Genomic DNA, 13,745 nt, shown 5'->3' with positions numbered 1-13,745 from the left:
TGGCCATTTTGGAGCAAATTTATTCACCTTATTTTTTCTGGTCAGTCCAGAGCAAGCTGCCAATTGCTGGTAAAAGTAACACTGCGCCCAACATATTTACTAAAAACATGAAGGTAAGCAGAATTCCCATATCAACTTGGAACTTCAAATCAGAAAAAATCCACGTACTTACACCAATCGCTAATGTAATACCGGTAAATAACACCGCACTACCACGTTCAACTAATGCATTACGATAAGCAATACTCAATGGTACGTTTTGTTTTAACTGCCCCATCATCGATGACAAAATATAAATACCGTAATCAACACCAATACCTACACCCAGAGCAATCACTGGTAACGTTGAAACAGTCAGACCAATCTCAAGCTGTACCATCAGTGCTTGTGCAAGGGTTGATACTATGTACAAGGGTAATACCACCGCAATTGTTGCTTTTACACTCTTAAAACTAAGTAAGCATAAAATAATAACCGCACCGTAAACATACAACATCATAGGTATTTGCGCTGCTGAAACAGACTCATTCGTTGCAGCCATAACACCAACTGGTCCTGACGCTAATTTAAAGGCAAGTTTATCTGTGCCCTCTTCATCGGCAAATTGTTTTACTTTTGCAATCACGTTATCAATTGTTTGTGCTTTGTGATCGTCTAAAAATATAATCACCGGCATTACCGAACAATCACCGTTTAATAACCCTGTACTGGTTTCTACACGTGACGTTGATTGCACTAAACTGGCAGAATTGCGCGGCAAACTTTGCCACTTTAAATTGCCCTCGTTGTAACCGGCATTGACTGATTGTGCCACTGAACTCAGGCTCACTGCTGACTGCACGCCCGCTAAGTTTTCAACTTTATATTGAAAACGCGATATACGTTCCATTACATCGTGCTCTGTACAGGCCGCAGGGTATGCTTCCACAATCACTTTTAAAATGTCAGACGAAATGGTGTATTTGTCCGATATTAAAAAGGTATCTTGGTTATAACGTGCATCTTGGTGCAACGATGGCGCACCTGCGTGTAAATCACCAATACGCATTTTATCTGCTTGCCAATAACCCAATGCAAATAAAACCAAGGTAAAACCTATGATCATTTTTGCTGTTTTAGGGTCAGTTGCTTTAACTAATAAATCGCGCATTGCATCGAGTATATTAGGTTTGTTGGCATCACCCGATTGAATATGGATGCTGTTTTCAAAACGCATATACGATGCCCATACAGGCAATAAAATAAGATTAGTAAATATAATAACAGCCACCCCTAAACTTGCTGTAATAGCCAGTTCACGAATGATGCCGATATCTATAGTTAAAAGTGTTAAAAAGCCAACCGTATCTGATAACAACGCAATCCCACCTGGCACCAGCAAAGCTCTAAAGCTAGATTGACAACACACGGCGGTCGTTTTGCCCTCAGTGACTTTTTTACCAATGGCGTTGATCATCTGCACACCGTGGCTTACACCAATTGCAAAGACTAAAAAAGGAACTAAAATTGACATAGGATCAAGGCCAAAGCCTAAACTAGACAATAAGCCTAACTGCCAAATAACGGCAATAATAGAACACACAATTGGTAAAATAGTGAGTTTCAAGCTGCCACAAAACAGCCATACCATGACGAATGTAAACGCAATCGCGATGGCAAAAAATAAAACAACCCCTTTTGCGCCTTCAGCGATATCGCCAGCCATTTTTGCAAAACCGATAATATGAATACTGATATTATCAGTACTTAAAGGTTCACGAATCTCGGTTTCTAATTTTTTTGCAAACGCGAGGGTGTCTAATTTTTCTTGTGTTTGCGGATCAGTCTCTAACAGTTGGGCGGTGACCATGGCACACGAATAATCGCTTGCTATCATACGACCAACTACTTTTGCCTTTTCAATGTTTTCTTTTACAACGCCTAACCCTTGCTTGTCTGCTTTAAAGTTAGCTGGAATGATAGGGCCACCGGCAAAACCGTCTTCAACGACTTCAACAAAACGGGCACTGGGTGAAAAGATAGAATTTACTAAAGGACGATTTACCCCAGGAATAAAATAAAGCTGATCGTGCACTGCTTTTAATTGGGTAAAAAATTCAGGATTGAAAATATCTCCGCTGTCGTCACATACAGAAATTAAAATACTATTTGCACCACCGAACTGTTTCTCATGTTTAGTATATACCTTCATGTATTCATGATTGAGCGGGATATTTTTATTAAATGACGCATCAAGTTGAATCTGTGTTGCTTTAAAAACCAACAAACAGGTAATTAGCACAAAACTTATGAGTACTACTGTGCGGTGCCTAAAAATCGCTTTTTCTAAGAAATCTAAAATTGCTTGCATTAAGGGGTCAACTCCTTCACTTTAATGCCATTTTCTGTCGCCATAATAAGTCTATCTTTAACAATTACACCATCAAGTATTGCTTTGCCATCGGCCAATTGCTCGTATGACAGCTCATCATCTTTTAGATGAAAAATAACACCGCTATTAGCCAGTAATAGCCATTGTTTATTGTTGTAGTTGATAATGCTATTAATAGTGGCGGTTTTGTCATTTTCTAAATGCTGCCATTGTCCACTGTCGGTTTTATTTACGAAAATATTACCGCGTAGCCCCGCGACGATTTGTTGCGATGAATCAAAAGCAAAACCAAAAAACGAGCCAGGATAAATTTCATCTATCCGTTGCCATGTTTGGCCATCGTCATCACTTTTTGCCATTAAGCCCATCTCTCCCACTAGTATTAAACCCGTACTAGTCGGTTCTATGCGGTTAAAATGTGGCAAAATAGACGAGGTTTCTATTTCATACCCTTCGGGATCGGTTTCTTTTAAATCGTTTAAGTACGCTCTATCTTCACTAAATAACAGTGAATCTAAAAACCGTTTTTGCCAATATTCGCCGCCATCACTGGTTTGATAAAACATACCGTAGGCGCCCACAGCATAACCATGTAAATCGTCTTTAAAATAAATATCTAAACAGGGTTTATCAAGTGAGGGCTTTGCTTGTTGTAACTGCCAGTTTTCACCACCGTCGGTGGTATTTATAATTGTGGCGTCATGTCCACATGCCCAGCCGTGAGAATCATTAGTAAATTCAACCGCCGTTAGTAATACTTGTGTAGGCACTGATTGTGCTTGTTGCCAATTGTTACCATCAACACTTTTAATTACCGTACCGTGTTTACCCACAGCAATGAGCCCTGCTGAGGTTTGTGTGATATCGGTAAGGAGTGTTTTATCTGCATTAATCGCGCTAATCGCACTTAAAGGTGCGTCTTGTGCAAAACTCGCACCGCTTAGGATCAGGCTGGCATAAACCAAATACTTCATAAATTAAATTCGCCTTGAACTGAGGATTTGTTTGTCTGTTATAAAGAGGAAAACCTGTGCGTTAATAGACAAACGCGATGTGAAAGAAAAAAGGCACCTAGGAAACTAGGTGCCTGCTTTTATACTATCTACCAGCGCGACGTAAAGCGCTCGATGTGAACTCATTATCATTAAATGACTGAGAAAAATCATACATCTTTTCTTGGTTATCTAAACCAATGGCTAAGTAGCGACGTGAGTTAAGGTCGTGGTATACCTCAAGCGTACTCCACTGAGTCGGTACTTCGTAGTAGTTAAGGCCATAAGCCATTGCTACACGATAAAGTTGGTCGCGATTATCGTATATATCGGTAACATGTACTTGCCAGCTGTCTTCATCAATGTAGAACACACGTTTTTTATAAATATGGCGCGTGTCATCTTTTAAGTTCGCTTCAACAACCCACACACGGTGTTTTTCATAACGTGTATGCTCTGGGTTGATGTGGCCCGGCTTTAAAATATCATCATAGGTTAGCTTATCACTGTGAAGCTTGTAGCTATTGTATGGGATGTAAAGCTCTTGCTTGCCTTTTAGCGTCCAGTTATAACGATTTGGCGAGCCGTTAAACATGTCAAAATCATCGGTTGTACGTAAGCTATCTGCTGCTGTACCCGGAGCATCATACGCTACATTAGGTGCACGACGAACACGACGCTGACCTGAATTATACGTCCACGCTTGACGTGGTGTTAATATTTGATCCATGGTTTCATGTACTAACAATGCCGTACCTGCCAAACGTGCTGGCTCTGTCACTTGCTGTTTAAACTTAAACAAAATATTAGAGTCTTGTAGTTCAGCCGGCGTTGCACTTGGATCAGAATATTTAACTAATAGTTGCTCATCAAAGCCAACATAGTTGTACGACCCCGATGCTGTTGGCGCTGCCTGACCACCGAAGCGCTCAATTGATTGACCACGATAGCGAAGTAAATGGTTCCAAATTGCTTCTAAACCTGTTTTAGGAATTGGAAATGGAATACCAATTGCTGTGTTCTTAATCCCGTTACCACCTTCAACTAATTCAGCTGTAGTAGCAAATTTCTTTGTCGCATCGTATACAAACTGTGGGTATGACGCTGAACGACGTGTTTTGTAAATAGGCATTTTAAACGTATCTGGGTACGCTTCAAATAATGCTATTTGCCCTGGGCTTAAATTTTCTTTGTACTTATCAATATTGCTTTTATCTATAGTAAACAATACTTCATCAGTTGCGTAAGGGTCTAAGTGGTGCATACCCGGCTCATAACCTGCTGGTGCAGCAGTAATACCGCCGTTCCACGCTGGGATTGAACCATCTGCATTAGCTGCTTTTTCTGCCCCAATTGGGCTTAGGTCTTTACCTAGACGCGCAGCTTCTTCTGGACTAATTTTAGCCAGTGCTGTGTGACTTGCAAACAAACTACAAAACGCTGTAGCAATGAGGGTAGGTTTTTTAATCATAATAATGTTACCCCTAGATAGAATATTTTAAGTTAAAAGAAACGTAATCTCGGTCAGAGAAAGTGTTGGTGTCGCCACCACCCCAAAATGAGTTGTAACTTACATCTAAAGACCATGCATTTTGGTAATTAAAGCTCATAGTAGCACCTAGTGACTTACGATCTTCAATGAATAAGAACATTGGATCAGGCGTATTACCATTAACATCATGCGAGAACACAAAACGAGGTGAGAAGTTAATACCATTGTAAATATTAAAGTAATCACCTTTGGCAATTAAGCGATAACCCCAAGACGACGCCGTAGCAAACGATTTTTGCTCAGGACCATTTGATAAAGCCATATGCAATGCAGAATAGTCTGAACTACCTGGGCCTTGCATGATGCCGCTTCGACCAGTACCAGAAACATTTAAACGCATTTCATCGTATTCAGGCATATTGTTGATGCGAACACCACCAATTTCACCGACAACTGCCCAGCTATCAGCACCTAATGAAGGGCCGAATAAATGCGTTGCCGTAAACTGTAGCTGTGAAGTATTACGTTCAATGTAACCTTTAGCTAGCTCGCCTGGACCTACAACACTTGCAGCATCACCTATACTCATTTGCGAAATACCCGCAAATTCAGGGCGTAAGCCGGCAATCGCTAATTGCTCAGGCATAGCTGCATAAAGTAATTCTACGTCATCGATTTGTAATGGTTCGTCTTCACGGAAAGTGAATTCACCTGCAAACGCGGTTTCACCCAGCGAGGTATTAAAACTCAAACCATATAGTTTAATATCTTCAGGGTATTCGTTTGTCGCTTTAGCAAATGCTTTTAAGTCAGAGACGTTATCAGAGGTAATTTCAGTGGTGGCAATCATCGCTAAATCTTGTTGCAATGATGCTTGCGTGAAATTAGATACGCGGCCCGAAATAAGTGGACGGCGGCTGTGATAATTTACATGATAAAGTGCCACTTCTGTATCGTTCCACTCTGGTAAAAACATACCTAAGCGCAGACCATATTGACCGCCATCATCAGGCTCTGTTTTTCCATCATAGCCTTTACCTTTAAGAGCAACCTTAGTTGGGTACGCTAAGTACATATTGGCCAGTAATTGTTGTCCAGCTGCACTTGAAGGGTCAATACCTTGGCTCGCAGCCACTTGGCCATAAGTTGCCATCAGGTTATTCAAGTTATCTGTTAAAAACGCTAAGTCAATATCAGGGTTTGAGGTAAAACCAAGCTGTACATTTTGTTGATAACCGTTTTCAGCCGCAAAATCATTGGTAGAAAAATAAGTCCCTGCTGCAGGTAAACGTGTTTCATGCCATTGATACTGATAAAAGCCCTCTAAGGTCATGTTTTCTGTAAGCCCTAATGAGGCCCACAACATACCAACCGGAATAAACGCTTCTTTTAGTTCAGCACCTGGTGCTTTTAATCGGTCAATATCAACCGGGTTTACGTTAATACCATGAGAGATTAATGTACTTTCCCCCCAGTTAACCACTTGTTGACCAACTCGAATAGAAAGCGGGTTTTTGCCTTCATTTAAATCAAAGTTTGCCCACACATACGCATCAAGTAAACGAATGTCAGCACAGCTTTGCTCTTTAGTATCATCATCATCACACGGATCTACACCCTGACCAGATGTTGGATTAACGTAGGCACGATCGCCGTCCATTAATTCAAAATCATAAAAATACATAAAACGAGTAAATAAGCCGTAGTTATCTTTACTTATTGATAGGTCATGCGTACCTTTTAATAGCTTTGAAAAAGTTTCGCCGCTATCAAAGTTTAAATCGCCTGCATCACCATTATTTGAGTAAGAGCCCGGTTGAGCCCAGACATCTTGAGATGAATAAATTGTATTGATTGCTGGGTTATAACCTGTCCAATCAAATGATGGGTTATTACTTTTACCAATGAGGTTAAAGTCACGGTCTTCTACGCGAATGCTTTGCCCATAAGAAAAAGTAGAGTCGAAAGCGATATCAAAACCGCCTACCTCAAATGTTGCAGCCTGTGTCTGTGCTGCTGATAAACCGATAGCCGCAGCTGTTAAGCCGAGTACTATTTTATTTTTAACAAAAAGCGATCTTCTTATCATTTTGGTTCCCCCCTGTCGCGGGTATTTTTTGTGTGATCAAGTTATTGTTTTTAGTGTAATCGTAACGATAGAAGCGAATTAAACAAATTACAAATGGTCGCCTTCAATCAGTTATAAGTTTTTTATTTGTTTAACGTTTACGTATTGGTAAGACGTCATACCAGATAATTTATACACGTAAATTAACAATAGAACAAATCGAAATTAACAAAAAGGCAATATTTGTGTATATCTATATCACAAAAAACAACAGCTAGGCTACTCGTTCGAGACGGATGAACTTGTTTTCATTACTTAAAATAAGTCTAAACCGACCACGAATACCTAAACTAGACATGAAGGGCCGAAGATAATGCGCAGCAAAACGAATTGTTTTGCCGCTATCAGCTGTTACTTGAATTGAGCTATACCGGCCATGGTAATAATCCATGCACTCGTTATAGCTCAAATTTATATAAAAATAATGTTCTATCATGATTTATTGTAAAGCTTTTTCAACCTTTTCAAATAAATCATCGCTTAAACCTTCTAAATTCGAAAGGCGCTCTAATTGCGCTTTCATTGCACTGGCGCGGGTTTCATCATAGCGGCGCCATGACATAAACGGCGTTAACATACGTGATGCATTTTGCGGGTTAATCGCATTAAGCTTAATTAATAAATCGCCAAGTAATGTATAACCTTGACCATCTAAGCGATGAAATTGTGCGGTATTAAAGTGCGAAAAACTCCCCACTAATGCACGAACTCGATTCGGATTTGAAAGATCAAAACATGGATGTGTATACAAGGCCTTAATTTTCTCAATGGCATCATCAGCGCTATTCATTGCTTGTAAAGCAAACCATTTATCCATTACTAGCACATCATGGCGCCATTGGCTGTCAAAATGCGCAAGTAATTGATTTGATAATGGGTGCGCAGCTTTAACTACACTGCTCAAAGCGCCAAGCACATTAGTCATATTTGTTGATGCTGCTGCCTGCTCAATTAAGCTTGCCGCCTTAGCACTATCTGTTTTTGCTAAATAGTGCAAGCAAAGTTGTTTTAAAGCGCGAATAGCCACCGCTTTGGCACTCACACTACCATCATCGGTGATTGCCTGATAACAACTTAATAACTCAGTATGTAGTTGTTTGGCAATTTGTTGTTCGAATAGCTCAATATTGGCAATAATGTCATCAACCGGAATAACGTCAAACTCCGCAGCTAAAGTATCAAAACTAGGCAGTTTTAAGAGTTCAGCAATCAGCGCTAAATCACCCTCTCGTTGCGATATTAGCACCCTAAGTGCATCAATAACGGCATCGCTTAGTGGTGCATTACTAGCTGAAATAACGTTTGCCTTGAGTGCATTAATAAACAATTGTTGTTGTGCATCCCAGCGTGAAAAGTCACTGCGTGCAAAACGCATAATATGTAATAAATCAGCTTCAGTGATCTGTTGATTCAAAATACACGGTGCTGAAAAATCTTCTAGCAATACGGCGGTTGGACTGTGTTCAATATTATTAAAATGAAATGTTTGTTTAGCTTGAGTAACATTTAATACGCTATCAACCTTTTTACCTTGGTATTGCAATGCAATACTTTGGCCTTGCTGATCTAAAAGTTCAATCGCAAAAGGAATATGTAACATCGCATTATCAGGCTGATTCAGGGGCGCAAGTTGCTCTATAGTGAGCGTGAAGATTTGTGCACTTTCATCATACGCTTTGGTAACGTTTAAACGTGGTGTCCCACACTGATTATACCAACGCTTAAATTGTGATAAATCAATTGATGATGCATCACTCATTGCCGCAACAAAATCATCGCAGGTAACCGCTTGTCCATCATGACGCTGAAAATACAGTGTCATGCCTTTTTGAAAATTTTCCTCACCCAACAATGTATGCATCATACGAATAACTTCAGCCCCTTTGTCATACACTGTAACGGTGTAAAAGTTATTCATTTCGATGACTTTTTCTGGGCGTATTGGGTGTGCCATTGGGCCGGCATCTTCGCTAAATTGATGAGTGCGCATCACTTTTACCGCGTCAATTCTATTTAGCGCACGAGAGCCTAAATCACTGCTAAACTCTTGATCTCTAAATACCGTTAAACCTTCTTTTAAAGACAGCTGAAACCAATCACGACAAGTTACACGATTTCCGGTCCAGTTATGAAAGTACTCGTGGCCAACAATAGACTCAATGGTGTGGTAATCTTTATCGGTTGCCGTTTCTTGATTTGCCAGCACGCATTTGCTGTTGAAAATGTTTAACCCTTTATTTTCCATTGCTCCCATATTGAAGAAATCAACGGCAACAATCATATAAATATCAAGGTCATACTCTAAATTAAAACGTGACTCATCCCAAGCCATTGCTTTTTTAAGCGACGTCATAGCATGCTCTGTTTTAGGTAAGTTTCCTTTATCGACAAATAACGCTAGGGTGACATCCTTACCACTGCGGGTAGTGTATTTATCGTGTAAAACATCAAAGTCCCCTGCCACTAGAGCAAACAAATAACTCGGCTTTTTGAACGGATCTTGCCATTTTACAAAATGGCGTCCATCTTGCGTTTCACCACTGTCCACTTGGTTACCATTAGAGAGCAAATGCGGAAATGCCGTATCGGCAATAATAGTGACATCAAAAGTTGAAAGTACATCAGGACGATCCATGTAGTAGGTTATTTTTCTAAACCCTTGCGCTTCACATTGAGTACAATAAGCGCCTCCCGATAAGTACAATCCCTCAAGTGATGTGTTTGTTTGCGGTGAAATTTGCGTCACTATGCTTAACTGACATTCATCAGGCAGATTATTAATGATTAATTGCTGATTTATAATTTTATAATCTGTGAGCTCTGCACCGTCAATTGATAAAGAGATCAGGGTTAAGTCAATGCCATCTAATACCAGAGGGGCATTTGAATCACCCACGCGTTTAAGCGTTAATAAAGCATTTACTTGAGTCGTTAATGGCTGTAAGTCGAAAGTCAGCTCAGTATGCTCGATTGAAAAATCGGGGGCTTTATAGTCTTTTAAATATTCTGCTTGAGGTTTTTGTAGTTCAGTCATGATCACTCCAAAAAAATAGCCCCTTTTAGTGATAAAAGGAGCTACTTAAATTAAGCCGTTTGCTTAGGCTTGATACGCAGTATCTTAATACCTAAGTAAGCATAGATAACGGCTAAGAAAGGATTTATAAGGTTGAAAAATGCATAAAGTGCATAATCAAACGGATTGATTAATAGGACACTTTGCATATACGCACCACAGGTATTCCATGGTATGAGCGGGCTGGTAATTGTGCCACCATCTTCTAGTGTGCGTGACAAATTAACCGGCTTTAACCCGCGCTTTTTATATTCTTCTTTAAACATACGCCCGGGTACAACAATAGCAATATACTGATCTGCTGCGATAATATTGGTACCAATACAGGTAGCAATAGTTGAAGCAATTAATGAACCGGTACTTTTTGCGATTTTAAGAATACTTTTAACAAATATATCAAGTAGACCCGTTTTTTCCATAATCGCACCAAACATAAGTGCCGTCATGATCAACCATGTCGTGGTTAGCATGCCTGACATGCCGCCGCCACTGAGTAACGAGTCCATTTTTGCATCACCGGTACTAATAGTAAAACCGTCAAAAAAAGTGGTCCAAACCAGTTTAAAGTAACCAACAAACTCACCTTGAGTCATATCTATTTGGTTAGCAATTAAATCAGATTGAAATAACAATGCCCATACAGCCCCTATTACAGCACCAATAGAAATAGCCGGAAACGCTGGCATTTTTCTTATTGCTAAAACTAGTAACACGATTAAAGGCACCAACATTTCTAAACCAATATTAAAGTTTTGTTGAAGAATTGATGTTATTTCATCAATTTGACCCGACTCGCCTGCCGCGGTGGCATTGAAGCCCATAAATACAAAAATGATTAATGCAATCACAAAGCTTGGAACAGTTGTCCATAACATATGGTGAATGTGTTCAAATAAATCAGCGCCAGCAACAGCCGGTGCTAAATTGGTTGTTTCTGACAACGGGCTAAGCTTGTCGCCAAAGTAAGCGCCTGATATAACTGCACCGGCGGTAACTGTCGGCTCTAGGCCAAGTCCAGAAGCAACGCCAAGTAATGCGACACCTATGGTCGCTGCCGTGGTCCACGAACTACCAATACTCATTGCTACAATGCCACAAATTAAACAACTCGCGGCGTAAAACCAGCTAGGGTTGATAATTTGTAAGCCGTAATAAATTAAGGTCGGAACCGTTCCTGATAATAACCATGTTCCGATAAGTGCCCCCACCATGAGTAAAATTAAAATAGCGCTAAGAGATAAGGTAATTCCCTCAATCATTGCATCTTCTAATTTTTTCCATGTGTAGCCATTTTTTAAACCAATCAGTGCTGCAGCAAAAGTTGCAAACAGTAATGCAATTTGATTCGGGCCTGATGATGAATCATCGCCAAATAAGTACACGGCGGCACCTAACAAACAAATTAATACAGCAATTGGAATGAGTGCATCAAAAAGTGTGGCACTTTTAAGTGGTTTTTCTTCAATGGGCTTCAAAATATAGACTCCTACACACATTCGATGCATGTTGATTATTTTTATTAGCACGTACGCGCATTTATTGAGCAGTGTTGATCTAGCTCAACTTTTGGTAATCCGCGATTATAACAATTTAGCAAATTATCGATAGTAAAAAAGGCGCCTAAGCGCCTTTTTTTTTAACGAGCAAAGCCTTAATTAGCGCTTAGCCATACGACCATATCTAATATAATCTTGCGTTATTAGTGCCGCTTCTTCAAGGAATGGGTCGAGCTTTTCAATCACCTCTGGTACATCGTCAAGGTTTTCTACTGGCTCTTTACCTAAACGTTTTAAACGCTCGTTAGTACGAGCTAATGCACGTGCCTCATTTTCTTCTTTTTCTTTAATACGTTTTTTCTCAACTAAAGAAATCGTTTTACGATCTTTTTCTTCGTTGTAACGGGTAATATCTTCAAATACATAATTAAATTCAGGCTCTGTTTTAATTCGCTCATCATGTTGTTTTTCAAGATGATTGATGACCGGATCTAAACGCCCTATTTGTTTATACTGTGCTTTTACTATGCTATCCCATGGCAATGCATTGTCTTGTTTGCTTTCGCCCCACTCAGCTGGGTCAATGGCAGATGGGAACGTAATATCTGGGATCACACCTTTATGCTGCGTACTACCGCCGTTGATACGGTAAAACTTAGCAATGGTGTATTGCACACTGCCTAGCGGGTTATCGTATAAATCATAAGCGCGTGCGAGGCCTTTATGCTGCTGCACAGTGCCTTTACCAAAGGTTTGTTCACCTATAATAACTGCGCGGCCATAGTCTTGCATTGCCGCTGCAAATATTTCAGATGCAGACGCGCTGTATCTATCAACAAGTACCGTCAGTGGGCCATCGTAATAGGTAATGCCATCACGGTCTTTTTGCTCTTCAATGCGATTATTTAATGTATGAATTTGTACCACTGGGCCTTGATCAAAAAACAAGCCTGACAGCTGCGTCGCTTCATATAGCGAACCACCGCCATTTTGACGTAGGTCTATAATAATACCGTCAACTTTTTGCTCTTTTAATTTAGCAAGTTCTACTTTTACATCTTTAGAAAGGTTGTTGTAAAAGCCAGGGATTTCGATTACCCCTATTTTACTAGTCAGATCTGAATAGCTGGCTTCAAATACTTCTGATTTTGCTGCTCGGTCTTCCAGACGAATTTTATCACGGGTTATCTCAACTACCTTTGGCGTACCGTGAGCATCAGCACCCTTTAAATATTGTAAACGTACTTTAGTGCCTTTAGGACCTTTTATAAGATCAACCACGTCATCCAAACGCCAACCAATAACATCAACAAACTCTTCGCCCTCTTGAGCCACACCAATAATGCGATCATCGGCTTTAATCTGCTCAGATTTGTCTGCAGGGCCTCCTGGAACTAGACTACGAATAACCGTGTAGTCTTCATCAGGCGTTAATACTGCGCCAATCCCCTCAAGCTCTAAGTCCATGTCCATTTTAAATTGTTCAGCACGACGAGGTGACAAGTATGAAGTATGCGCTTCAATACTGCGTGCTAGCGAGTTCATTACAATTTGAAATGCGTCTTCAGATTTTGACTGAACAAGGCGTTTTTCTGCGTTTTTATAGCGCTTAGTCAACACCTCTTTAATGCCTGGCCAATCTTTGCCAGTCATTTTTAAACGCAGTGCATCATATTTTACCCGTTCGCGCCAAATTTCATCAAGCTCAGCTTGGGTAGTTGCCCACGGTGCATCTTCGCGGTCATAAAAATATTCATCTTCTTCGTCAAACGTCATTTCGTTTTCAAGTAGCGACAGTGAAAATTCATAACGTTCAAAACGGCGTTTAAGGCTTAAGTTGAAAATATCAAACGTAAACCCTAACTGGCCGCTAAGCAGCGCGTTATCAAAACGGTTACGATATTGCTCAAATGAGTCTATATCGCTTTTTAAAAACACGCTTTTATTAAAATCAAGGGATTCGATGTAACGATCAAATACTTTACTCGAAAGCTCATCGTTAAATCGAACGGGTGTGTAATGTGAACGAGTAAATAGATTAGCCACTCGTTTGCTGGCTGTACCGTGCTGACTTTCTTGTTTTAACAAGGGTAAGTCTTCTAATGTTACCGGCTCTACTGCAGCAAATAACGAACCTGAAAACAGCGCAGCAACTAACGGAATGAGCGTAAACTTTTTACTCATACACAACTC

At 40.2% G+C, this 13,745-nt stretch carries 8 protein-coding genes; all 8 read right to left on the bottom strand.

The window, feature by feature from the left end:
- Positions 1-28: 28 nt before the first annotated feature.
- The 8 genes from BM380_RS01460 to prc all read right to left on the bottom strand — a co-directional run bounded on the left by BM380_RS01460 (position 29) and on the right by prc (position 13,736).
- Positions 29-2,350, bottom strand: coding sequence for an efflux RND transporter permease subunit (locus tag BM380_RS01460; protein ID WP_058154688.1), 2,322 nt, complete (start codon positions 2,348-2,350; stop codon positions 29-31).
- The gene (locus BM380_RS01455) at positions 2,350-3,345 is read right to left on the bottom strand and encodes a WD40/YVTN/BNR-like repeat-containing protein (protein ID WP_090492488.1); all 996 of its coding nucleotides are present in this window, start codon (positions 3,343-3,345) and stop codon (positions 2,350-2,352) included. Before BM380_RS01455 ends, BM380_RS01460 begins: the two co-directional genes overlap by 1 nt.
- A 124-nt stretch (positions 3,346-3,469) precedes the next feature.
- Entirely contained in the window at positions 3,470-4,834 is a 1,365-nt protein-coding gene (locus BM380_RS01450; RefSeq protein ID WP_008112052.1) for a DUF1329 domain-containing protein, read from the bottom strand.
- Positions 4,835-4,847: 13 nt separating this feature from the next.
- On the bottom strand, positions 4,848-6,944 hold the full coding sequence (locus BM380_RS01445; RefSeq protein WP_090492486.1) for a DUF1302 domain-containing protein: 2,097 nt from the start codon (positions 6,942-6,944) through the stop codon (positions 4,848-4,850).
- Between the two features lie 253 nt (positions 6,945-7,197).
- Complete coding sequence (locus BM380_RS01440) at positions 7,198-7,419, bottom strand: DUF2835 family protein (protein ID WP_016900377.1); 222 nt, start codon at positions 7,417-7,419, stop codon at positions 7,198-7,200.
- 3 nt (positions 7,420-7,422) lie between these two features.
- Positions 7,423-10,017, bottom strand: a complete 2,595-nt coding sequence (gene pepN / locus BM380_RS01435) for an aminopeptidase N (RefSeq protein ID WP_090492484.1) — start codon at positions 10,015-10,017, stop codon at positions 7,423-7,425.
- A 50-nt stretch (positions 10,018-10,067) separates the two neighbouring features.
- Positions 10,068-11,531 (bottom strand): Na+/H+ antiporter NhaC, encoded by a 1,464-nt coding sequence (gene nhaC / locus BM380_RS01430; protein ID WP_175527438.1) that lies wholly within the window; start codon positions 11,529-11,531, stop codon positions 10,068-10,070.
- A gap of 180 nt (positions 11,532-11,711) precedes the next feature.
- Complete coding sequence (gene prc / locus BM380_RS01425) at positions 11,712-13,736, bottom strand: carboxy terminal-processing peptidase (protein WP_090492480.1); 2,025 nt, start codon at positions 13,734-13,736, stop codon at positions 11,712-11,714.
- Positions 13,737-13,745: the final 9 nt, after the last annotated feature.

This window comes from Pseudoalteromonas sp. DSM 26666, assembly GCF_900116475.1.
In the GTDB taxonomy this organism is placed as follows: domain Bacteria; phylum Pseudomonadota; class Gammaproteobacteria; order Enterobacterales; family Alteromonadaceae; genus Pseudoalteromonas; species Pseudoalteromonas tetraodonis.
Note: the sequence above shows the minus strand (reverse complement) of the source record. Positions and strands in the feature narration are given on the sequence as shown.